Source organism: Fuerstiella marisgermanici, from assembly GCF_001983935.1.
Lineage (GTDB): Bacteria > Planctomycetota > Planctomycetia > Planctomycetales > Planctomycetaceae > Fuerstiella > Fuerstiella marisgermanici.
Window position 1 is genome coordinate 2,533,371 of record NZ_CP017641.1, and the last position, 23,225, is coordinate 2,556,595.

At 56.0% G+C, this 23,225-nt stretch carries 14 protein-coding genes; 9 read left to right on the plus strand and 5 right to left on the minus strand.

Annotation, left to right across the window (positions count from 1 at the left end; all coding sequences use genetic code 11):
• Position 1 precedes the first annotated feature (1 nt).
• On the plus strand, positions 2 to 2,467 hold the full coding sequence (locus Fuma_RS09640) for a vWA domain-containing protein (RefSeq protein ID WP_077023950.1): 2,466 nt from the start codon (positions 2 to 4) through the stop codon (positions 2,465 to 2,467).
• Between the two features lie 527 nt (positions 2,468 to 2,994).
• Positions 2,995 to 4,185 carry a ribonuclease D gene (locus tag Fuma_RS09645; RefSeq protein WP_077028200.1) on the plus strand — a complete coding sequence of 397 codons (1,191 nt, stop codon included), beginning with the start codon at positions 2,995 to 2,997 and terminating at the stop codon, positions 4,183 to 4,185.
• An 80-nt stretch (positions 4,186 to 4,265) separates the two neighbouring features.
• On the opposite strand, the gene Fuma_RS09650 is transcribed toward Fuma_RS09645, so the two are convergent.
• The 3 genes from Fuma_RS09650 to Fuma_RS09660 form a co-directional block, all read right to left on the minus strand.
• Positions 4,266 to 7,595 (minus strand): TlpA family protein disulfide reductase, encoded by a 3,330-nt coding sequence (locus tag Fuma_RS09650; protein ID WP_077023951.1) that lies wholly within the window; start codon positions 7,593 to 7,595, stop codon positions 4,266 to 4,268.
• Positions 7,596 to 7,643: 48 nt separating this feature from the next.
• Positions 7,644 to 8,711 carry a squalene--hopene cyclase gene (locus Fuma_RS09655; protein ID WP_077023952.1) on the minus strand — a complete coding sequence of 356 codons (1,068 nt, stop codon included), beginning with the start codon at positions 8,709 to 8,711 and terminating at the stop codon, positions 7,644 to 7,646.
• A 234-nt stretch (positions 8,712 to 8,945) separates the two neighbouring features.
• On the minus strand, positions 8,946 to 12,227 hold the full coding sequence (locus Fuma_RS09660) for an ICP22 family protein (protein ID WP_077023953.1): 3,282 nt from the start codon (positions 12,225 to 12,227) through the stop codon (positions 8,946 to 8,948).
• A gap of 474 nt (positions 12,228 to 12,701) precedes the next feature.
• Here Fuma_RS09660 and Fuma_RS09665 point away from each other — a divergent pair, with 474 nt between their 5' ends.
• From Fuma_RS09665 to Fuma_RS09685, 4 genes are all read left to right on the plus strand, one after another.
• Entirely contained in the window at positions 12,702 to 14,240 is a 1,539-nt protein-coding gene (locus tag Fuma_RS09665; RefSeq protein WP_077023954.1) for a hypothetical protein, read from the plus strand.
• 224 nt (positions 14,241 to 14,464) lie between these two features.
• Entirely contained in the window at positions 14,465 to 15,493 is a 1,029-nt protein-coding gene (locus Fuma_RS09670; protein WP_077023955.1) for an AAA family ATPase, read from the plus strand.
• A gap of 114 nt (positions 15,494 to 15,607) precedes the next feature.
• Positions 15,608 to 16,501, plus strand: a complete 894-nt coding sequence (locus tag Fuma_RS09675) for a DUF58 domain-containing protein (RefSeq protein WP_077023956.1) — start codon at positions 15,608 to 15,610, stop codon at positions 16,499 to 16,501.
• A 548-nt stretch (positions 16,502 to 17,049) separates the two neighbouring features.
• Complete coding sequence (locus Fuma_RS09685; RefSeq protein ID WP_077023958.1) at positions 17,050 to 18,462, plus strand: MFS transporter; 1,413 nt, start codon at positions 17,050 to 17,052, stop codon at positions 18,460 to 18,462.
• Here the strand turns inward: Fuma_RS09685 and Fuma_RS09690 are convergent.
• Together Fuma_RS09690 and tssK are read right to left on the minus strand one after the other, a co-directional pair.
• Positions 18,459 to 19,118, minus strand: a complete 660-nt coding sequence (locus tag Fuma_RS09690) for a DotU family type IV/VI secretion system protein (RefSeq protein WP_077023959.1) — start codon at positions 19,116 to 19,118, stop codon at positions 18,459 to 18,461. The genes Fuma_RS09685 and Fuma_RS09690 overlap by 4 nt on opposite strands.
• Before the next feature lie 23 nt (positions 19,119 to 19,141).
• Positions 19,142 to 20,557, minus strand: a complete 1,416-nt coding sequence (tssK, locus tag Fuma_RS09695) for a type VI secretion system baseplate subunit TssK (protein ID WP_077023960.1) — start codon at positions 20,555 to 20,557, stop codon at positions 19,142 to 19,144.
• 300 nt (positions 20,558 to 20,857) lie between these two features.
• Here tssK and Fuma_RS09700 point away from each other — a divergent pair, with 300 nt between their 5' ends.
• The 3 genes from Fuma_RS09700 (at position 20,858) to tssA (ending at position 23,118) form a co-directional block, all read left to right on the plus strand.
• Positions 20,858 to 21,250, plus strand: coding sequence for a hypothetical protein (locus tag Fuma_RS09700; protein ID WP_077023961.1), 393 nt, complete (start codon positions 20,858 to 20,860; stop codon positions 21,248 to 21,250).
• On the plus strand, positions 21,247 to 21,915 hold the full coding sequence (locus Fuma_RS09705; RefSeq protein WP_077023962.1) for a sigma-70 family RNA polymerase sigma factor: 669 nt from the start codon (positions 21,247 to 21,249) through the stop codon (positions 21,913 to 21,915). Before Fuma_RS09700 ends, Fuma_RS09705 begins: the two co-directional genes overlap by 4 nt.
• A 78-nt stretch (positions 21,916 to 21,993) precedes the next feature.
• A complete protein-coding gene (gene tssA / locus Fuma_RS09710; RefSeq protein ID WP_077023963.1) occupies positions 21,994 to 23,118 on the plus strand; it encodes a type VI secretion system protein TssA in 1,125 nt (374 codons plus the stop codon).
• Positions 23,119 to 23,225: the final 107 nt, after the last annotated feature.

Sequence of the window (23,225 nt, forward strand, 5' to 3'; positions counted from 1 at the left end):
TATGACACTACTTAACGCATCCATCCTTGGCGGTCTGCTGCTGGCCGGGCTTCCCGTCCTGTTGCATTTGATCATGCGCGCCAAGCCGAAGCGGATTGAATTCCCGGCGCTACGACTGTTGCAAAGTCGGCAGACGTCGAACAGTCGCCGCATGCGGCTAAGACACATTTTGCTGCTGGTGCTGCGAGCCATCGTGATAGCGATCGCCGTTCTGGCACTCACGCGACCAACGCTTCCGGCGGCTCGCTACGGCCTGCGTTGGTATGAATGGCTGACATTAATTGGAGTCGTCATCGCTTGTGCGATGGTGTACCGCTGGCGTTCGACGACGGCAGCAAAACAGCAGCCCGCCGAACATCTGCTGCGCGAACGTCGTGGACGGCTGCGTGCATTCACGGTTCTGGCCGGTCTTGTGGCTGCCTGTGTGTTCGTCGGCGTGCCCTGGGGACTGCGAGTGCAGGGCGAAATCACAGGGCCGCGCAGCTCGATATCGCCCGACGTCCCCGTGGCTGCCGTGTTTGTCTTCGACAACAGTCAAAGCATGACTTACAAGCACGAAAGTCTGACTCGCCTTGATCAGGCAAAGCAACTCGCCCTCGATCACCTCACCGTGCTGCCTCCGGAAAGCAGCGTGGCCATCACAACGCTTAGTCCGGATTCCGAAGTCGTCTTCCAGGCAGACCTCGCCGGCGCGCGATCTCGAATTGAAGACCTGAAGACGCATGCGGTCACTCGTTCGCTGAACGTCACAATCCGCGATTCGATTAACGCTCAAGTATCCGATCGCGAACGAGTGCAGGCCGAACGAGCTTCAGCCGATGCGTTTGCTCGGGAAATCTACGTGCTGACCGACCTTTCAGAAGCAGCGTGGAACGAACCGGACGAATCCGGCATCCGAGATCTTCTGGTGCAGCACGATTGGCTGCATGTGTATTTGATCGATGTCAGCGTGTCGAATCCGATCAATCGCTCGCTCGGCCAACTGCGACTTGATCGCGATGCCACCGTCACGGGACAGCCAGTGCAGGTATCGGTCTCAGTTTCGGCCACACCAGCCGCCTCGGCCGAAGCGATTGTCGAGCTATTTACTTTGGACCGCGAAGGAAATGAAATCCGTGGCGGAGGTGCGGGCGGCAATGCGTTAAACACCGTTCGGTTTGACGGCGGCAGTCCTCCCACAGCCACCTTTTCTGTTCGCGGGCTTGAAGGAGCAAAGTTTCAGCAGGGTTTTATCCGGCTGACCACTCCGGACCCGATGCCGGTAGATGACGTTCGCTACTTTGTGTTTGGTGTGCAGAGTGTCCCAAAAGTTCTGCTGGTTGGTGATCGAGAAATTGACACATGGCTGTTCCGCAACGCACTACAGCCGGTGGAATTCGAAGCACTGGGTGAACTCAGATTTGACTGCACGTCAGTGACGGGGGCAGAATTCCGTCGCGAACAACTTCGTGCATACGACGTCGTGTGCGTGCTGAACTGGACGCGACCGCCACCGGGCGTCTGGTCGGATTTATATCGCTTTGTTAACGAAGGCGGATCGCTGTTTGTGGCAGCGGGTGGCGAACGCCTGCTGGATGCCGGCCACTGGAGTACCGTGGATGCTCAACTGGTTTTGCCCGGCGTGCCGCTGACCGCGCTGCCGTTTCGGCCGGAATCCAGTCAGCTAAATCTGGTCGCGGAGAGCAACCCGATTGTTCAAAGTTTTCTGAACGACCCAAGTGCGATGACAGAACTGGCGTGGGCCAGATTCAGCAAAAGCTGGACGGTTGATATCGCGAAGGATGCTCGCGTGTTGATGTCGTACAACGACCGGACAGCTCGGCCCGCATTGCTGGAACGCAACGTTGGCCGCGGTCGAGTCCTGATGTTCACATCTGCCGTCGACAACAATCAAGACGGCTGGAACACCGGATTGGTGACTGACGATTCGTGGGCGTTTCTAATGCTTGTTGACGAAATGATGCAATATCTGACCGGGGCCGCCGACGCTGTGAGAAACTTCACCGTGGGTGAACCGGTGGAAATTCAAGTGCCCGAATCGGAGCGGTTCAGCCAGTATGGACTCACGCGACCTCGATTTCGCTTCACGCCCGGAACGTTGCCGTTCGACCAGTCGTCTGTGTTGCTGACGGACATCAATGAGGCGGGACACTACCAGCTTCGAGCGACCGACGACGGCAACTCATTCACCACAGATTTCGCGGCCAATAATATCGATGCCGAAAGCAACCTGACTCGCATGAGCATCGAGAGTCTGAACAATATTTTGGGCGAAGGCCGTTATGCACGCGTCAATAATCCGGAAGAACTGGATCGAGCGGTCAACATCGGCCGGCTCGGGATTGAGGTTTTTCCCGTGCTGATGGGGCTACTGATCGTGCTGTTCGCTGCGGAACACCTCATGGCCAACTTCTTCTACGACGAAGTGGATACGCAACCACAGGCGATGGCTGGGGCGACCGAGTGACAGATGCTGGGGCGGCTGGGCCGTAACGCTGACGTTCTGAATGCCTGCGTGAGGGGGAGATTTTGGCTATTTTGAGTCACACAATGGCGTCGGCAACGCGGTTGGCGTTGTACCGGCGCATAGAAAAAGCAGCGCGATAAGGTCCCCTCAAAGCTCCCAGCTTTCCTTAACGCGCTGCTATTCTCATTGTTTTCTTAGCCGTCTTCGTCCCGTCAGCTGACGGGCGTTTCGAAGACAACGGAAACATAGGTCGGTGTTGGCTGGCGTCAAATTGTTGTCCGGGAAAACTGCCAGCATCGCCAAAGTCTCAGGGTTGTACCGATTCTTCCGGTCAGCGAAGGGGGATTCGGTGTGGACGAAACCGGTTGAAGGTTCTAACGTGCCCCGCTTACAGGCAATAATGCTGTGACGGTCGACTTTGGCCCACCCAGCGTTGCGAATGGCTGCAGACGATCCTCACAATGGTCCGCTGGCCGACGCCCCCAGTTTCGTTTACTTCTGACTTTCAACGTGGTGATCTATCGTCCATGACCGTTGACCTGATTTCTCACCCGGAAGAGTTCGCTGATCTCTGCAATCACATTCGCGAATCCGGTGTGGTGGCTTTTGATACGGAATTCGTTTCCGAAAGCACATATCGCCCCGAACTGGGCCTGTTACAGTTTGCCACCGATACTCGCAGTGCCGCAGTCGATCCGCTGGCAGTTGGCGATTTGTCCGCGTGGTGGGACATCATGGCTGACGACCAGACAACCGTCATCGTGCACGGCGGTCAGGCAGAGATTCGCTTTTGCCTGCACCTGATCGGCCGTCCGCCACGCGACCTGTTCGACATTCAGATTGCGGAAGGCTTTCGCGGTCGAAGTTATCCATTGTCCTACGCGGCCATCGTGCAACGCGTGCTGAATCAGCAGGTCGACGGCAGCCAAACCCGCACCGACTGGCTAAGACGCCCCCTGTCCAGCGATCAGCTGACGTACGCATTGGAAGACGTCGAACACGTCATGGAAATCTGGCGGACTCAGACAGACTGGCTGCAGCAGCGTGACCGGCTTTCCTGGGCTCTGGCAGAAATGCAGCGAATGATTGACGACATTGTGGCCGACGACGCCATGCCCCCGTGGCAACGCCTGTCGGGAGCTCACAAGTTATCGCGCCGTGAACTGGCTGTTTTGCAGAAGCTTGCTGCGTGGCGAGAACAGGAAGCGGCGTTCCGCAACCGGCCGACGCGACGGATTCTGCGAGACGACCTGCTGATCGATCTGGCCAAACGCAAACCCAAAACCGTGCAACAGGCTCTGGCGACGCGAGACATGAATCGCCCGGAATACAAACGGCGACTTCCCGATGTGGTGGAAGTCATTGCCGAGGCGCTCCAACTTCCTGACGATGAGTTGCCAGTGAAGCCACGCAGCCGGCGTCAGGAATCAACATCCGACGAACAGGTGATTTCGAAACTGCTGTCCCTGTCGCTGTCGAACCGGTGTGCCGAGCTGGATATTTCGCAGACGCTGGTGGCCAACAACAAAGACCTGACGGAATTGGTGCGTTACCACCGTTTTGCAAATCGCAAGAACGGAGTACCTCGCATTTTGGATGGCTGGCGTTCAGATGTCTGCGGCCAACTGCTGCTGGACGTGATGGATGGCCGAGTCGGCTTCCGTGTTGCTCCGGCCGACGCTGCCACACCGTTGGAATTCCACTACGACGACAAGTAACGGCAGCCGCTGCAACCCCGGGTGAGGTGGAATATGCCGAGCAGAGTTGATGCGGTTGCAGGCCTGGATAAGGAGCCGCTCTAATTGGCCGGCTCAGGCTTATCCGGCATTGCTTCGTCCGTGCCGTCCAGCAGCTTTGCGATGCGTTCGCCCAACTTTTCGCCAGCGCCCGGCCTAAAGCCAACGGTGACGTGTTTGACCACGGCTCCTTTGCCCAGGACCACGGAATGAGGAATGCCGGTCACGCCGAAGCGTCTGGCAATTAAGGAACCACGATCCAAAGCGACCAGCGGTGCAAGGTTCTGCCGGTCTAAGAATGTTTGGATCCGATCCGGGGCTTCTTCCAGATTGACGGCCACGAAGATGACCTGTGATTCGTCGAACTTCGACGTGGCGCTGATGTATTGAGGCAACGCGGCAACGCACGGGCCACACCACGACGCCCAGAAGTCGAGCACCACAATTTTGTCCTGATGATCACTAAGTCGGAAGGTGCCGCCGTCCAGTGTTTCCAGTTCGAAGTCGTCCATAAATTGTCCGACCAGCGCGGATTCTGCTTCGTCGACGTCGCCACCGTCGGGCAGTTTCCATTCCGGTTCTTTGGCCCGTTCCGGAATCCAGTTCACGTAGGACAGTATTTCTTCACGACCGTCCGCGCTGCCTAAGAACAGGTCGCGAATTGCCTTCGCAGGAATACGACATTCGCCCAACAAACTGGACTTACCGATCAACTGCCCGTCCGCCATCCGTTCCGGCGTCATAGTTAGCGTATAGCCGTTGTCTAGTTGAGCCTGCACAGCCGTTTCGTCTCGTTCCGTTTGTGCGACGGGTTCTGCTGCGTCTTCCGATTCGTCACCGGCCGGCGGCGGCAGCCACACAATGGCTGAAACGCGATCACGAGGGAACCGAAACGTTTCGAGACGTGATTCGAAACGCACCATGCCATCTTCCACGCCAATCAAGCGGCCACGCAGCAGATCGCCGTTGGGGGCCAGAAGAATGTGCGTTGGAGGATCGTCTTTCTGGAAGCGAGGAATCGTAAGCGTGCGTTGTCGAGCTTCTGCGTTGATGAACTGAGCGACCGAAGTGCCCGCGACATTGCGGACTTCGAAATTGGAAACAGCCAGAGGCACGCCGGTTACGCCATTTTGTACCTGCCCGTTGCGCACAATTCGGTTACTGACGCGAGTGATGTTGGTTGCAAACAGTAGTGCTCGCGAACCGGCGGCTACCGATGTCAGTTCGAAGCTATTCGCTTCTTTGCCGTTGACCATCACCTGCACGTTTCCGTCGCGGGTGATCAGTTGCACGTCCGCTTTTTGTTCAACCAACCGCACGACGCCCTTCGCATCACCTGGCTGCCCCTGGGCACCAAACACAATCCGTCTGTTGTTCATATCCGGCGGGCGGTCAGTGATCGTCAACTGATTCGGACTAAACTGAATGCAGATGGGGAGTCCAGCTTCAGGTGAACGAAGTGAGTCGGCGTACAGCCACGTGGTCAGACTGCCATACGTCTGAGGCGTCCATTCCAGATGAAAACTGACTACGTTTCCGGTCAGGATGTTCTCATTGCCATAGGCCGCACTCGAAGAAAAACGCAGGCTGCCGTCACGATGAACGGGACTTCCAATGGTTCGCTTCCATCCATCCGCCGTAAAGCCAGCCTGGCGTGCTCGCGTGATGCTGCCGAGTTCGATGGCCTGCACATGAGCCACGTCAAGCTGCCGGACTCCCGCCACCGGCGTCGTAATTTGAATGCTCGCCGCATCGGACTTTTGCAGCAGGCAGGGAAACACGTCGCCGTCTTTCAGGAAGACAACGTCAGGATACTGCTTTGTGTCGATCGCCAGCGTTTCGGGCTCGTGGCCTCGCTGAAAACGAGCTTTACCCTTAGACACAAGCGTGGTCGCATTGCGCCCGCCGACGGGCTTCCAGCGTATCGGCGAAGAATCGTGATCTTCCACCGTCAGGTTGCCTCGCAGCGATCCGCCTTCAAAGAACAGGCGATCCGGTTCGTCTTCGGGGGTGACTGAATTGGGCAGCTTGATCCGTCGCACGCCCGCGAGTTTCGAAACGATCGGCCGATCTGAATAGCCGGTATCAATGGAAATCTGCTCGTTAGTCATTGCCACCATCGTGCCCGACACGAACCCACCGTTCTTCCAGGACACCAGCGTCTTGCCCTTGTCGTTTGGCTGTTCTTCCTTTGTGGACAGCACGATACGAGTGACGTTGGCGATCGGAAGGTCGATCGTTTCCAGCATTTCTGCGTCCTGTTTCTCAGCGGCCTGTTCCTCAGCGGGCTGTTCCACCGCGTCCGTTTTCTCGGCGTCCGCACCCGTTGCCGTCTCGTCTGTATCCTTACTTTTGGCTTCCTGATTTAACGCCACCTGAAGGACTTGATCTTCTTCAGAAAAGCCAGCGATGCTGCCGTAACGAACGTCTCCGTCCAGCGTGTGAACTCGAGTTTCACCGGGGCGCAGATTCTTGGGCAGACTACCGTCCCATTCACTGATACGCAGTCGCTTGATGGTGAGGTCGCCTTCGACGGCTTCGACAATGAGCCCCTGAGTCGGAACTTCCCAGTCTTTTGAATCCGTCTTCCCCAGCAGTTGCCCGGCACTGGAATAGACGGCCATGACTTTTTGTTTGAAGTCGACAAAGACGTGAAAGTGCAGTTTGCGGCTATCCGGGGCCACCGATTTCAGTTCGACAAAGTCCAGGCCGCAGCGGCAGATCAGTTCGTCGCCCCACATTTCGACGCGCGGATTTCCGTTTTCGCGGCTGCCGAGTGACAGCACAAAGTCCGGTACTGAGGTCGATGTCAGTACGATTTCCACTTCGCAGCGATCGGGGAATTCCATCGCCTTAAGCAGCCCCGTTTCGCCCTTGGGCGTCGTCAGGCTGCCGTCATTTTCCTCGTGCCAGTCAGTGAGCTTTGCTTTGGTGCCGCGCGGCGTCCATCCGTCAAGACCTCGAGGTCCATAGTACAGCAGGCCTTTATTTTGCGCACGCTGCAGACTTAGGATTTGATCCTGTTCCAAACGCAGGCTGCCGTGCCGTCGGCTGTTGAAGTGAATCGTGTTGTCTTCGACTTTTGCAATGCTGCCGTGTAGCACGTTGTGATTGACCAGCGTGATACGAAATTCGTCGTTTGACTCTGTTTCCGCTTCTGACGTTTCAGATTCCGGAAAGCTGACGGCAGACAGAACTCCCAGATCGATCTGCAAAGGGTCTGCGAACAAGGGCGATTGCCAGACGAGCGTATCGCCCTTCGCCGAAACCAGCTGTCCCGCCAGACTGTCGCCATTGCCCCAGAACAGCGTGCCCATTTCCTGTTCGGCCGCATAAAGCGGGACAGCGAGCAGCGCGGCCAAAACAATGGCGAAGTTTTTGTGGATCGTCATCTGAATTCAGTACTTCATTCGACGGTCTCGAAAGACCAACGTATCAATCTAACGTTCGTAGATCGGCAGGAAGCGATAGTTTAAAGCCAACGCCAGCATCGACATTGCCGTGCCGTACACAGGTCCGTGGCTCGACGAAAAACTGCCGTCGTCGGCCTGCATGTCTTTTAACTGGCGAATCGTTTTCGTGTTCCACTTGTTCCACGCATCGAAGTCGCCCTGAAACAAGGCCTGAGCCATATAGTACCGAAAATAGAACGGGTAAGAACCTTCCTGATGTTGGATGTTGCCCACGACTTGTTTCGCCACGGCCTTGTATTCGGCCGCTTCTTTACGCCGACCGATTGCGAAAACCAGCGACGAAATGGCCTGAAGGTTTTTCGAACCACCCAGCCCGCCAACGCCGCCGGAATAGCCGACTCCGCCGCGAGTGGAGGTCATCTTTTTGAAGTAGTCCAGACCTTTATCGATGCATTCGTCCGGCACTTTCATGCCTGCGTTGCGAGCCGCAATCAGGCCGACCATGATCGCACCGGAAACTGATGTGTCGGCGTCACGGGATTCGGGCGAATATCTCCAGCCGCCCCATTGATTATTCTTTTGCGACGTCACCGCGCAACGCACGGCCAGTTCCAGAGCTTCACCGATGCTGCGTTTCTTGCTGGTGTCCGCTCCCGTCCACAGAGTGTCTTCATCCAATGCGCCATACACTTCGGCAAGGCCCAACATGCCGAATCCGTGATGGTACATGCTGTTGCCAAGGTATCCCGTGCTGGCACTTTGAGCGGTTATGATATTGCGGACAGCTCTGCGAATGTGTTCGCTGTACTTCCCGAAATTCGGGTCTTCGCCGCTGGCCATGAACGACATGATGCACATTCCGGTTATACCTGCTCCGCCGGAACCGTGCCCATGACTGGCTGCTTGAGTGCCCCAGTTGCCGGCTTCGCCCTGACTTTCCGCCAGCCACGACAAGCCACGTTCATAAATCATTTCAACATCAGGCGGAACACCGGTTCCAAAGCGGAGCTGCGGGTCCCGAGCGACGGCAGAAGAAGCCACAGCCGCAGCAATGGCAAGAAACAGAACTGGAATAGTGTGCCGTGGTTGTCGCATACGTTTCTCAGTGACTTCGTTCAGTGATGGCTGTCGTCCGCGGTATTGGACTTCAGCAATCCTTTACAGGCTGCCGTTGTTCACAAATGACAAAGTGGGTGTAGGGAAGTCGGAACAATCCTTTTTGGTTGTCGCTGATTGTGGCAGCAGTGCCGCGTTGGATCCCGGAGCGATCCACGACATAACTTGTTCCAACAGTGCTGGGATTGTTCCGTTTCCCCTGTGCCATTTCCTCTACTGAATGGTCTCCACCGCGTTAAAGAACGCGTCCAGCCCGTCGCGGAATTCGGCGGGAAGGCTTGTGCCAGCGGTGCCAGTTGTTTGCTGCACGTCTCGATCTTCAATCTGAGCCTTCAAGTCGGCGCCGGCACCGTAGAGTGCCAATGCAGGCCGATCGGTGTCTCCACTACCTCCGCCGCCGGGTGACGAACCGCCGCCGCCTCCTCCTTTCGGATTGGCTCGTTTGGATTGCAGCAACAATTCGATCACTTCCGTTTCCGCAGCGATCGCCTGAGGCCCTGTGTCCGGCTCGGCAAGAATCTCAGTCGCTTCAGCCATGACCTGCACGGCCTGACCGATAAGCTTCAGCTCCTTGCCAAAGTTAGTTTCAGCATCCGGCAGCGCTTTGATGTCGACCACCACGCTCTGCAATCGTTTGTGCAGCCCGTCCTGAGTGACCGACAACACGTTCGCTCGTTCCAGGTACTCGTCCGTAGGCAGTGCTTCGTGAGCCTGTTCCGTCGCGCGAGTTTCTTCCCGGAGGTCCATTTCTGCTTCCAGAATCCGCATGACTTCCAACACAATGAATGGCGGTAAACTGTCGCTGGACCCACCGGGGCACTTGCCGCACTGACTGGGTTCAACGAGTTCTTCCGCCCACCGATCGAGCGTATCACACCAGTATTCTGCGCGAGCGATCGATTCTCCGCTGAGGTTTTGTTTCACTCGTTCACCAAGCCCATCCAGCTTGGTTGTGATACGAACCTCTTTCATTTCATTGATGATGTTTAGGAAGGTCTCGTTTTTGCGACGGTCGTAATAGGCTTCCAGATCGGATTGGATATTCCAAACCGACTGGCTTTGAGCCACCTCGCGTTCGGCAATTTTGAGCGTCTGTTGGGTTTGACGCCCGTCCAGTTTGGAAGCCGCCAGGCCAAAGCCTTTGAACAATGTCTTGTTCAGATCTTCAGCCACTTCCATCTGCCGACGTGATGCAGCCTTCAGACGTTTGACGAACGTGCTGTTTTCGAGGTCGTCCATAATCTTCTGCAGGTCTTCGCGAACCTTGGCGAAGTCTTCCAGCAGATCGGCCTGTTCTTCGACAGCTTCGTCAACCTTTTCCTGAGTTGGCCCGTCCTCTTCTTTTTTGTCCGGCTTGGGCCCGCCCTGCAGCACGGTCGTTGGCAATGTCAACTTCCCTTTGCTCGGCTTTTTCGGTGGATCGTCGCCTTCGCCTTTTTCGGACTCCATGAAGCCGGATTCCACATCCGTAAGCTGCGGAACGGCCGGGATTTCTTTGTCGGAAGGTTCTGTTTCGCCGCCACCTTCGCCCGGCTTGCCTCTGTTGTTGCCAGCCTTAGGAGCCGACTTGGCATTCCCGGGTTTACCCTTGGCAGGCTTACCGGGTTTGCCGCTTGCTTTTCCAGGAGCCTTCGCCGCTTCCGCCAGCATGTCGGCAACGTTCGGCATTCGGTTTTCTGAAATCTCTTTCAAAGCTTCCAATGCATCGGCCCAGGTTTCCAGATGACCGACCATCATTTCTTCGTTACGTAGTGCCTGTTGAATCAGGTTTTCGCCGTGATCTGTGACTGCACCAAGTCGCTGTCCGTTGGCTCGTTCGGCCGCAGACTGCTGTTCGATACGACGCCGTGTTTTCGGATTGTTTAATTCGTCGTTACTCATGCGACGCAATTCGCGGTTGGCGTTGTGCAGCCGCATTTCTTCTTCGTACACGTCGTCCGCCAGACTGGCCCAGCGGCGCAACTGGTTCGTTACCCAAATTGCATGTTCTTCTGGTGTCAGCACGTGGATCACATACGTCGGTGAGTAGACTCGGCCACGTTCCGGCTTGAAGTCTTCCGCGTACGCTCGAATCTGCAACGACTGAGGCTTCACCTTATCGTTTAATGCGCAGAAGGTTGCCTTGCCAGAAAACGCGGGCTGCTCGGCGGCTCCTTTGGCAATCACCTTGTCGCCGTTTTCAGGGTTCGGATTTCTGAGTGCGTCTTCGATGCCCTTCCATTCCAGCCCGATTTCCTTCAGGCCGTAATCGTCGTCGGCCTGAACGTCGAAGGTGATCGTGTCGGTGGAAAGTACGACCTGCTGAGTGTCAAGCTGCTGGAAGGTCACGTTGGGTTCGCCGTCTTCAACCGCTTTGATCTTCAGCTTGAAGGCATCTTTGGCAGACAGCCCCAGTTCGTCCTTCCATTGCAATTCCAGAGTTTCTGAATCGGCGACGGCCACAGGTTCCGGCTTGATTTTGTTACCGTCCACTTTGGTCGCTTTGCCCTGCACGGAAGCCGTTTGCAGGTTACGACTAATTTCTGCGTCGAAGCTGGCGACGCTCCCTTTCAAGACCGACACCACGCCGCCGCGCACGTCTGTTTGAAGGTCTCGCGAATACTGAAGATAATCCGGCAGCTTGACGGATGCCGTTAACGCGGAAAGTTCCGGGCGAGTCGCAACCTGCACGTCCATCGATTTGCGAATGTCGCCGATGCGGACACTTAGTTTGCCAGTTTCGGTTTGAGGAGGCACTTTAAACGTGTACGAACCCTGCTTCAGTTCTGCTTTCACCGGTGATTGGTCGTTGAACTGAACCGTACCTTCGCCGGGCGACCATTGAGTCGTTTCGGCAAGCTGAGTTGAAACGTCGAACTCTTCACCGTGAGGAGCCACAATGGCTTTGGGAAGGTTCGACACCTGAGCAAACGTGTAGCGTTCCACGTTTTTCCACGGCATCAACCAGCGCTGCAGCGCGTTGGAGCCAGCGGCTGGCACGATCAGCAGTGCAAGCAGCATCAAGGCTGCCGGTACAGCTGCCGCCAGTGCCCATCGCTTGTGGCGAGGTTTGGGGACGGCGTCGGAAAAGTCTTTGTCGCGGACGACTAAGTCCACGTGTTCAACGGCGGCTCGCGCCAGTGTTTCGCTTGTGCCAAGTTTCGTGTCTTCACGTGCGAGTTCCACGACACCCAGCAGTTGGTCCCCGAGACTCGGGAAACGCTGCTTCAAAATGGTGGCCACTTGTTCCATGCGCCGAGTGCCCCACACCCAGCGGTGGCACTTCAATGGAAAGAACAGGCCCAGTCCCAGGCAGCCGCCAACAAGAATCGCTCCACGCACGATGGCGGGGGTATCAATGAACCGGTCGAGGATAAAGACGGCGACGTACGACAACGCCAGGCCGAACAGTCCCGCCAGGATTCCTTCCGCCACTTTGATCTTTCGGACGTGACTCCGAAAGTCGTCCAGACGCCGCCTCGTCGTGTCGGGCAGTCGAATTGCGGGTGTACTCATACTTCAATGCTCCATGAAGTGGGACGTCTGCAGGCGTACGTACGCAGGCCAACAGTATACGCATCTGAATGATTGCTGCGCAGAGTCAATTTGTCTGAAAGATGTCAGAATACGATTTTGCTGAATTCTGCCGAGACCGCGGTTTTTGCCAGACAGATTGTCGCAGGATGGGGGTGACTACGGGAGAATGGCCACCTCCCACGTGGTTGAACACCGACGGTCACACGGTTTTTCCTGCCGCCGGGCTGCCGAATCGAGCCATTTGGGAGGAACGCTGGCCGTCTAATTGGGGCTGTTTGGGCGAAGATATTCGCTGCAGACGCAGTTGTCTGATTGTAAGCTGTTCTTGTAAGAACGTGGCGATCAGTGGGCTGACGCGTTGCGGTCAACTTGCACAATCCAGTTGCAATTCTGTGTAGAGTTGCGAAAAATCGGGGACCTTTCCGTCCCGTTTTCCTGCCAGATCGAATCCGCATGAATCTGTTCCGGGCCACCTTAACCGCACTCACCTTGATCAGTGTACTGCTGATGAATGAGTCAGCGGTGGCTCAGAAGAAGGAAACGGTGGTCGAAAAATTCGCCGACGCGCTGGGCGATCTACTGCGAGAAGCCGTGGGCGAAAAGAAGGTCGTGCCGGCGCAACGGATCCGGCAAATGGCCCAGCCCGCTCTGCCTGAGCCCGCGCCTGATCAGCTCAAACGCCGCGAAGAACGGTTGACCGCCTATTCCAATGCCATGGTCGAATGGATCGCGCCGGTTTGCGAATTGTCGCCTGAGGAAACCGCTCTACTGCAGAAGTTCGCCGCAGATCGCGTGGCCGAGAAGCAAAAGGACTGGAAGCCAGACCCCAATCGAGACCCGCTGCACGACACGTTTCCTGTGAAGTTCACTCTTGCGATGGGCACGGCGGAGCAGCTGGACCTCACACGACAACAACGCAAACTGAATGGCCTACTAAACGACGAACAACTGGACAGGCTTTCCGCTGCCGCCGATGAACGTCGCGCCTTTCATCTGCATGCTACCGTTGAACGCGTTCTGAATATGTTGGATGAGGAACTCTATCTGACGGCCGCTCAACGCAAAGAAATGTATCAGCCGCTGCGAGAACGGCTGGACGGGATGGAAGGCAGTTCCTTCGCGTTCACACCGCAAAGCTACTACTACAAACAACAGTCCCTTGCCTTTTTGCTGCGACGCGGCGATCACCTCAAGTGCCTGAATGCGGCTCAGCGAGCTCGCGCGAAAGACTTCAGTGACGCTGCGGCGAGCCAGAATAATAATGGCGTGAGCAACGAGCAGTACCTGTATTTTTCTTCCAGCGAAGGGATGCACACGTGGGGAGACAAGCTGCTTGAGGCATCGAAGATTCAACGCGAACGTATCAGCCGAGCTTGCGCTGTGCGAGCCGCCTATGGGCAGGCTGAGTGGGGCTTGTCTGACGAGGACGCTCGTCACTTGGAGATTGCGGGCAAGGGAGTTGCGGAAAACCTGATCGAAGACTGGAAGAAGACGACTCGCCAGCGGCTAAAAACCTATGAAGATCAGGCCGGACGTTTTGGCGGCAACTTCAGCTTTGGCGTAAGCGTGCCAGACCTGAACTTAATCGAGTCGGATGCTTTGTGGAAGCACACGGTCGAATCGTTGCTGCCCGTTGCATACGAACCGGCCCTGACACGACACGTCGCCATGCGCCGTTCGAGTGCGATTCATCTCACAGCGCTACTGGACAAAGAATTGTGGCTGCGGCCCGAACAACGTAGTAAGGTGCAGGAGCTTGTTGAAGAAAGCCTGCCTTCCGGTAACTTCCAAAATCCGTATCGCAAGTATATGGAGGAAGTGGCAACACTAGTGATGCCTTTGTTTAAGTTTTCTAAACAGGATGCCACGGTTTTTCAGGGAGCTCAGCAGGAAGCATGGAACGCAATGAAGGGCGAATTCGATTTTAACGGTCGCTATGTGCAAGTGAATTTGGCAAACGGCGGCAGCTTTAATTTTCAGATCCCAAAGTGAGGCAGACAGGCATGTGACTGAGAGAATTCGCGGCAAAGCCTGCGGATCGTTTAACCCGCAGCCGAAGGCGCAGGCGTTGCTGGGGAACGTTGTTCCGCAGTAGAAGCGGAAGACTCACGGACCCCGATCAAAAGACGCCTGCGCCTTCGGCTGCGGGTTAAACGACTCTTATCAAGCCTTCAATATCACACATCACCGCAACAAAATCCCCAAGTGAGCAATACATGTCGTCCATCACCGAAACCATCCCCGAAATGCATTCTGACGACGTCGCCGCAATCGACGAACTTCGTGATGTGCATCAAAAGCTGAAGGCCGAACTGGCCAAGATCATCGTCGGACAGGACACCGTCATCGAACAACTGGCTATCTGCCTGTTCGCACGCGGACATTCACTGCTGATGGGTGTGCCTGGTCTGGCGAAGACACTATTGATCAGTCGACTGGCAGAAACTATGTCGCTTAGCTTCAGCCGCATTCAGTTCACTCCCGACCTGATGCCGATGGACATCACCGGCACCGACATTCTGCAGGAAACAGCCGAAGGGCGCCGCGAGTTTGAATTCGTCAAAGGCCCGGTCTTCGCCAACATTGTACTGGCCGACGAAATCAACCGAGCTCCCTCGAAAACTCAGGCCGCCATGTTGGAAGCGATGCAGGAACACCGCGTGACAGTCGTAGGTCGACCATACACGCTGGAGCCGCCGTTCTTTGTACTGGCGACTCAAAACCCAGTCGAACAGGAAGGCACGTACCCGCTTCCCGAAGCTCAGCTTGACCGCTTCATGTTTCTGATCACCGTCGATTATCCGTCGCGGCTGGAAGAGATCGAGATCGCTCGCACAACCACCGGCGGAACATTGCCGCAACTGGACCACATTTTGGATGGTCCGTCCGTGATTCGGTTTCAGGAACTTGTCCGTCGCGTCCCCGTGCCGAAGCATATCTACGAATTCGCCGTCGACCTCGTCCGCCGCACTCGGCCAAAGGTCGATGAATCGCCAGAGTGGTTGAAGCCGCTGGTTTCGTGGGGAGCTGGTCCGCGAGCCGTCCAGTATCTTGTGCTTGGTGCCAAAGCTCGAGCGGCCCTGACCGGCAGCTATATGGTGCGACTGGAAGACGTCATCGAAGTCGCTCAGCCGGTTCTTAGCCATCGAGTCCTCACCACCTTCAACGCCGAATCTGAAGGCATTACCAGCATCGACATCGTGAAGCGGTTGGTGGATGAATTGAATGCGGAGACGCTGGGTTAGAAGGGTTTCGGGCAACCGGGGGTTAAGGTTTCGGGAAGAAGCCTCAAATCCAATGGTCCCCACCTTTTTCACTGAAACCCTAAACTCTAAACCCTGAACCCCAAACCCACCCCCATGCGAAACTTCATCGATCCCGCCGTCGTCGCTCGCCTTGCCGGCCTTGCTATGGACGCGCGCACGCCAATGATCGGCAGCGTGTCGGGCCGCCATCGCAGCCCGACTCGTGGCTCGAGTCTCGAATTTTCTGAATACCGCAAGTACGTCCCCGGCGACGACACGCGCCGCCTTGACTGGCGAGCCTGGGGCCGCAGCGACCGTTTTTACATCAAAGAATACGAAGCCGATACCAATCTGCGGTTGTGCCTGATCGTCGACGTCAGCGGGTCGATGAACTTTGGCATCAATGGAAGTCAGGAAGCTGGTAAAACAAAACTCGACTACGCCCGCAGCCTCGCGGGAACGCTGGCGTACCTGGCGGCGGGGCAGGGAGATTCCGTTGGGTTGTATTGCGCGGGTGAAAAGTTCAAGCGTGAGATCCGCCCCAAACGCAGCGCGGCTCATCTGAAGTTTGTCTTGGATGAACTGGGTGACATGAAGGCGGAAGGCGAAACAGGTTTGCCCGCGGCTTTGCATCAGGCGGCTGAGAAAATTGCTCAACGAGCTTTAGTCGTGATCATCTCGGACATGTTCGTCGATCCGGAAGAACTGCGCAGCTGCTTCCAGCACCTGCGCTTTCGCAAGCACGACGTGGCCGTATTCCATCTGCTGGAACAAAGCGAAATCGATTTCGAATTCGACCGCCCGGTGAAGTTTGTTGACCTCGAAGGTGCCGCTCCGATGCTGGTTGATCCCACAACGATCGCAAAACAATATCGAGCCGCCGTGCAGACGTATCTGGCCGACCTGAAAAAGATCGTGCGAGATTCGGCCGTGGATTATCACCGAGTCAGCATCGAAGAAAATTACGCTGAAGTGCTAGCGCGTTTTCTGCTGGCTCGAAAGAAGTAGCACAGTTTGCGGGGCACTGCACATGATTCAGAAAGCATCCGAGTCCCGCGTGTCAGCGTGCTGTTGATCGGTGCAATTTGAAGATGCTAGACTTCCGGGATGGTCAAAAATCTCTTTGCATTATTCTTTGCACTGATCTCTGCCTTCTTCTTTTGGACGTGTATTGCTGCGATCCAGACAGGAGAAATTCGTCCCCAAAGCACAGTTGTGTCTCGAGCAGACTCGCCAATCATTTTCTGGGGCGTCTGGACGCTTTGCCTGGCTGTTGGAGTCGTGCTTGGGCGGCTGGCGTTGATTTTCTTCCTGGACAAGAGCCCGCCTGATGCAGACGCGTGAAGTGTTCACGTTGCTTATGCTCGTAGTGGGCCACACAGTTAATAACCCTCGGCGGCCCAATCCGAGGACACCACAAACCCAGCCTGACACGCTGGCGTTCCTGGCGTCACTCACCAGCAGTCGCTTTGTACTCATCTTGTGATTTCTGATAGTGTCCTGTGTTCACGCATTGACCTGCGGCTTCACTTCAACCTGAACACGATCTATTCAGAATGGCTTCTGACACTCCATACGTGCCCCCCGCTGTTGCTGATGTTGCAGACGGCGACGTTGAGCGGCCGTTGAAATCCGATTCGGCATTCAGCGGCCTGCTGGCGACTCAGTTTCTGGGCGCTTTCAACGATAACTACTTCAAGCAGATGGTGTTGCTGAAGTGTACGGAACTGGCCGTCGTCGGCAGCACGAACCTGCAGCCATTGGCTCTGGCGGCGTTTGCGTTGCCGTTTGTACTGTTCTCAGGATTCGGCGGCTGGCTGTCTGATCGGTATTCCAAACGCACCATCATCGTGTGGTGCAAGGTGGCTGAAATCGCCGTGATGGCAGCATCGCTGGTGGTGCTGATGCTCTCTGGCCTTTCGCCCGCCGGGCAGCTCAAACTGTTAATCGTGGTGCTGGGCTTCATGGGAGCTCAAAGCGCATTCTTCGGGCCGTCGAAGTATGGAATCCTTCCTGAACTGTTCAAACATCGCCAACTGCTGCCCGTGAACGGCGCAATTCAGATGACCACGTTTCTGGCGATCATCTTTGGTACTGCGATCGCTGGCGTGGCTCTGGATCATCTCGGAAATTCGCTTTGGTTGTGCAGCATGGTCGCCATTCTGATTGCTGTGATCGGTACGGCCACCGCGCTGCTGGTTCGGCACACTCCTGTTGCGAGACCTGGGCTGCCATTTGAACCGGGCAACCTGTTCATTCCCAAAGACGTACGCCGATTGTTCCGTCAGAAGCCATCTCTGTTTGCGGCAATGATGGTGATGTCGCTGTTCTGGTTTATCGGCGGGGCCGCTCAACCAGGCGTCAACAACCTTGGCGACCTCACGCTGCAACTTAGCAAGACGCGAACCAGCCTGCTGGCGGCATCAATCGGCGTGGGAATCGCGTTCGGCTGTGTGGTTGCCGGGTTCGCCAACAAAGGCGGCCGCGCTGATGGAACTCGCTGGACAACGCGTGGAAGCTGGATGATTGTTGGTTCGCTGTTGCTGATCGCTTTGCTCGGCAGCGGAGTTGTCGGGCGGCCGCCGGAAAGTCGGGATCAGATTCAGGGCTTGTTTCACAGTCTGGCGGTGGCTGCGCCGGTCGAATGGATGCTGCGGTTGAGCATGTTTTTGCTGGGCATGTCGGCAGGCTTCTTTGTAATCCCCATTCAGGTTTACATTCAGGAAGCGCCGCCCGCCGAACAAAAGGGACGACTGATAGGCGCAATGAATGTGATGACGTGGATCGGCATTCTGATTTCGGCCGGGTTCCTGTGGGTGACGCAACAGGTGATCGACGCATTAGCCGGACCCGAGCAAGCTCACCAACATCAGTACGCCACATTTTTAGCGTTGGCGGTGTTGATGATCCCCGTCGCGCTGTTCTATCGGCTACCTACCGATAAACCGGCCGACGAGCGGGCCGACTAATCGTCGCCAAGGAACCGCCAGCCAAGCACGATCAGAAAAATGAGTGATGTGATCAGCAGGGCCGCCATGCCGGACTTCCAGAAGCCGCCTGTGCTTAAAGGTTCGACGTCGCCTTCCAGCGGTTCGCCCTGAATGTCGCCCGGTGATTCGTGGCGAATGCGGCGTTGCAATTGAGTGGCCCAGTAGCGGCGAGCTTCGTTTTCGTCCTGATGGCCGCCTGGCATGTCCGTGCGAAGTTCTTCTTTGAAGGCGTCTTCAATGTCGCCGACAAAGCCCAGCACGATGGCCAGATAAAAAAGCTCGGCCACTTCGCTGCCCGCCGTCGGGACTGCTTCTTCACCTTCGACGTAAAACTTCCACGCTCGGTTCTGTTCGCCGAAGTATTCCTGCTCCAGCGTGTAATCGTCCCAGTCGCGAATGTGATTCGTCAGAACTTCATCGGCCCAGTACACCAGCACTCGTTTGATCGTCATCCATTCGCCGGCGGAGATTCCACCGACGAGTCCGGAGTTCACTTTCTGCTCGATCGCCTGCAGGTCGGCGGTCAACTGCCGCTGCAATTTGTGCAACTGCTGCCCATCGGGCGCAGCTTGTTCCAGCAGTCCAAGGACTTTCAGAAAGAAGGGCTCAGCAAGGCTGATAACGGTATTTGCCATGAGGACAGTTTGGGTTTAAGTAGCTAGCTCGACGACGAATTCTTAATAGCAAACAGTGAAAACGCCAGCGACACCAGATTACCGGTTTCCCGGTCTGACACGTCGATTCGGTTTTCGCCGTTGACCTGTTTTTCCACGCGGCGTTCGTTAAAGCGAATGCCCAGGTTCAGACTGCGTTCTACACTGTCCCACGCGCCTTCGCGGTCGACTCGAAAATAATGCCAATTCGAACGCGGAAACGCGCGCGGAGCATCACCGACCGGCATAATGCGAACGCCACGGCGGCCACGGCTGTATATTTTATCGACCTCTTCTGAGCTGCCTACCTTCATGCCCAGTTCGCGCTCAGACAAAAGTTCGGTCACGCGACTGAAAGTGGTTTCGCCTTCGACGCCGATATAAAATGCCCATGTGGGTTCCAGCCATTCGGCCTTCAAACGCACAGACATCTGGAAGCCTTCGGACGAAAACGGAACTCGTTCGTAGTCCGTGGATTGTTCCGGTTCGATATCCAGCAGATCACGTAGTCGAGCTAACGCGGGACCGATGTTGTCGTGGTCGTAATGAGGCAATTCCGGTAATCGCCGCGCCTTGCGGAATATCGCGAGACTGCCGACGGCTCGACAAAGCCCTTCGTAAACTCGAAACGGATGAATGCCAGGCGTGAATGGAAAATGAGCCAGGCCGCCCAGCGCTGTGTTCACAGAATGCAGGTGCAGAATGCGTTCGAGGTCTTCTTTGTGACCGCTGGCGAAAGCCACGCCCCGGTCAATCATCTGGCGAGAAAACTGTTCGGCCGTGGCACCAAGACGGTCGTACACAGACCGGACAAAGCTTTCCAACGGTGCCCAGGCTTCCTTAACCAACAGTGGCGGAATGTAATCAGGATCGATTTGTGGTGGCGCTTCGGCAGTGGCGCCGAGTCGAAGCTGCATGATGGGGATGGCATCGAACCCGCGCGCGGCATCGGTGCCGATCAGGATTTGAGGGTTCAGTTTTCGGAACTCCAGTTCCTGCGGATTGCCGGCCACGTTTTCGTCTTCGACATTTTCTGCATGGCGCAGGTATCTGGCCGACGGATCGTTTTCGTGAGACGCGTTCGACACGCCTCGCCGCAATTCTGACACGCCCACATACACGCGAACCCGCGAATCGGATTTCGCGAACATAGTTTTGGGGATGTCAACAGGCGAAATGTGCGCGTCCTGAGGAAAGCGCAATTGAGTGCCGTCTTTGAATCGCAGATGACATTCGGACAGTGACACACGCCAGTTGGACAAAGCGTCCTGATCGATTTCGAGGCGGTGCAACCCATAAAAGAAGGGCGTTTCCCACACGTTCGAAATATAAGAACTATCGTGCGAAAGCCGTTCAATCGCCTGAAAGTGATGCGGGCGCAAGAACAGCCCTTCACCCCAGAGAACGGAATCTGATCCCATCTGATTTCCTTCTATGCATCTACTGTTACGGTCGGTGCCTTAGACCATACAAACTCACTCGGCACGAACCCCGGCATTCTGTGAAAGAACCACAAGAATCACAACGCAGTGAACCCATGGTCTATACAAGTGAGCACTACCGGCAACGACATGGGCTGCATCAATAATCAAAGAATTCATTCAATATGTGTCGTAACTTGCGATTGAAATGCCGAGAATCACGATTCTCCCACAGTTCTGAATTCAGAACGTCGCAAAAGAATTGATTCAGATTTCTTCTTTACTACCGGGATTGTTCAAGTGCCAGCCGATCGCGATACGCAACCGCCCGATAAACCGGAGCTATCTGCAGAGTCTTCGAAATCGGCGGCAAACGAAAAGGGCACGCCGGTATTGGCGGATGTGCTTGAACAAGTCATATCGGCCACGCGGTCGGACCGCCAACATTCGGCCGAAGACGCGGCGTTGAAATCTCGCTTATTAAAGGTGGCGAAACAGTTTCCGGACGATCCGCTGTCGGTCGACCCTGTGCTGGTTTCGCTGGTTGCGGCCGTGACAGACGGAATTCGCCTGTTGTCGGCAGAGCAGAAACGTTCCGTCGATCTGGCCGTCGCCAGGTCATTGTTTGACGATTCACGGTCTCATGCACGCCTTGAGCAACTCTGGCATTCGCTCACGAAGGAGTCGTCATGAAGACCAACGACTCCAGCCCCACGCCCGAATTGATTCACAGTTGTCAGGGTTTGGTTCGGTCCATTGCATGGAAGGTGCACCAGAAGGTGCCTCGAAGTGTTGAACTGGACGACCTTATCGGGTTTGGCCAGGTCGGGCTGGCAGAAGCAGCGCGAGACTTCGATCAGAACCGCGGGGTGCAGTTCACAACCTACGCCTACTACCGAGTTCGCGGCGCGATACTTGATGGTTTGTCCACCATGGCGTGGTTCAGCAAAGCGGATTACGCGCGCGGCCGCTACGAACGTAACGCAAACGACGTGCTGGAAGCGTCCCCCAGTGACGCTCAGTCTGAAGATACCAACTGGTTTGGCCAGACAGCGCGATCTCTGTCCATGACCTACATTATGACCCAATGGGCTGGCGAAGGTGTCGGCAGCCCAGAGCCATCCGAAGACTATACGCCGTCCGACGCTGCCGAAGACGCCGACCTGCGAACGGAAATTCGAAAGCTGGTCGAAGAATTGCCCGACCAGGAAGCCACTTTAATCAAAGGGATCTACTTTGAAGGTTTGACGATTAAAGATGCGGGTGAACGGATCGGTATCAGCAAGGCGTGGGCCAGCCGGCTACACGCACGCACGTTGCATTCCCTTGCATTGAGAATGACAGACAGCGATGATTGACGCACTTTTACTGGCGGGGCGACGCCAACAATGTCGATTGTGGACGGTTGAACAGACTTTGGTAAGTGATATTTCAGAATGAGTCTTGAACTGGATATTCCAACTCTATTAACACCTTTTGATGGTGAATTCCGTGGGGGCGTCGATCTTCGTGATGACGATGATCCCAATAACCTGTATCGCCAGGTGCGTGATGCGCGCAAAGACGCGCGTGACCAGGAAACTCAGGCCGACCTTCAGGGAGAGTCTTCCTCAGACGCCATCCGTCAATGGCGGGAAGTGTGGAGTAACGGGCAGGAGTACCTGCAGACGGTGGCGAAAGACCTGGAAATCGTCGCCTATATGATTGAAGCGTCGGTGCGTCTTGGCGGGATCGGCGGGCTGGCTCAGTCGCTGAATCTGACGCGAGAACTGATCGAAAACTTCTGGGGCGAAGGCGAACTGCTGCCCACGCCGGACGAGGACGGAATCGAAACCACGATCCTCCCGATCGCACGACTTAATGGAGACGCAATCTCCTATCCGTTGCTGCGAGTTCCGATGACGGACGACACGTCGGTTGGCGAATTTGTTGTCTGGCAACACACTCAGGCCCGCCAACTGGATTCGATGAGTTCCGAAGAGCGCGATCAGCGCATCGCGCGAGGTGCTGTTACGTCCGAACTGTTTAATAGAGCAGTGGCGGAAACGACAGACGAATTCTATCAGAACCTCTCCGCAGAAATTGAGCAGGCGAAGGCAGCGGTCACCGCACTGAATCAGACCTTCCTTGAAAAAGCGGGCGAAGAAGACGCGCCGAATCTGTCTCGATTTACCGCAACACTGGAAGAGGCGGAACAGGTTCTGAAGCAGGTCGCGGGAGCTCGCTTAATCGATTCGGATTCGGACGGCGAATCCGGCGATGGTGAAGAAGCTGCGTCTGATGGTGGTGCTGTTGCTGCTCCGAGCGGCGGCGGCAGTGGAGGTGGCGGCAATCGCGGTGAAATCTCGAATCGCAACGAAGCCATCGAAGCATTGGAGAAAGTGGCTTTGTGGTTTGAACGTCACGAACCTCAAAGCATCCTTCCGGCCGAAATCCGAAAGGCCAAGCGGCGAGCTCGAATGACGCCACAGGAATTGTACATGGATCTAATCGCGGACGAGACGGTTCGCGGTGAGTTGTTTAAGGACGTCGGCATTGAAGCACCGGCAGAGGAAGATTGATCGTACTAGAACGGGCGACGAAATCGTCTGGATCGCATTCGTACGATGGCACCTGGCGGCCATCATGCAAGAACACACGTTTCCACAGGGCTGATCCTGTATTTGAT

What these genes read in the sequence shown, in the direction of transcription:
- Fuma_RS09640 (WP_077023950.1), top strand. Translation starts at nt 2, where the DNA reads ATGACACTACTTAACGCATCCATCCTTGGCGGTCTGCTGCTGGCCGGG.
- Fuma_RS09645 (WP_077028200.1), top strand. Translation starts at nt 2,995, where the DNA reads ATGACCGTTGACCTGATTTCTCACCCGGAAGAGTTCGCTGATCTCTGC.
- Fuma_RS09650 (WP_077023951.1), bottom strand. Translation starts at nt 7,595, where the DNA reads ATGACGATCCACAAAAACTTCGCCATTGTTTTGGCCGCGCTGCTCGCT.
- Fuma_RS09655 (WP_077023952.1), bottom strand. Translation starts at nt 8,711, where the DNA reads ATGCGACAACCACGGCACACTATTCCAGTTCTGTTTCTTGCCATTGCT.
- Fuma_RS09660 (WP_077023953.1), bottom strand. Translation starts at nt 12,227, where the DNA reads ATGAGTACACCCGCAATTCGACTGCCCGACACGACGAGGCGGCGTCTG.
- Fuma_RS09665 (WP_077023954.1), top strand. Translation starts at nt 12,702, where the DNA reads ATGAATCTGTTCCGGGCCACCTTAACCGCACTCACCTTGATCAGTGTA.
- Fuma_RS09670 (WP_077023955.1), top strand. Translation starts at nt 14,465, where the DNA reads ATGTCGTCCATCACCGAAACCATCCCCGAAATGCATTCTGACGACGTC.
- Fuma_RS09675 (WP_077023956.1), top strand. Translation starts at nt 15,608, where the DNA reads ATGCGAAACTTCATCGATCCCGCCGTCGTCGCTCGCCTTGCCGGCCTT.
- Fuma_RS09685 (WP_077023958.1), top strand. Translation starts at nt 17,050, where the DNA reads ATGGCTTCTGACACTCCATACGTGCCCCCCGCTGTTGCTGATGTTGCA.
- Fuma_RS09690 (WP_077023959.1), bottom strand. Translation starts at nt 19,118, where the DNA reads ATGGCAAATACCGTTATCAGCCTTGCTGAGCCCTTCTTTCTGAAAGTC.
- tssK (WP_077023960.1), bottom strand. Translation starts at nt 20,557, where the DNA reads ATGGGATCAGATTCCGTTCTCTGGGGTGAAGGGCTGTTCTTGCGCCCG.
- Fuma_RS09705 (WP_077023962.1), top strand. Translation starts at nt 21,247, where the DNA reads ATGAAGACCAACGACTCCAGCCCCACGCCCGAATTGATTCACAGTTGT.
- tssA (WP_077023963.1), top strand. Translation starts at nt 21,994, where the DNA reads ATGAGTCTTGAACTGGATATTCCAACTCTATTAACACCTTTTGATGGT.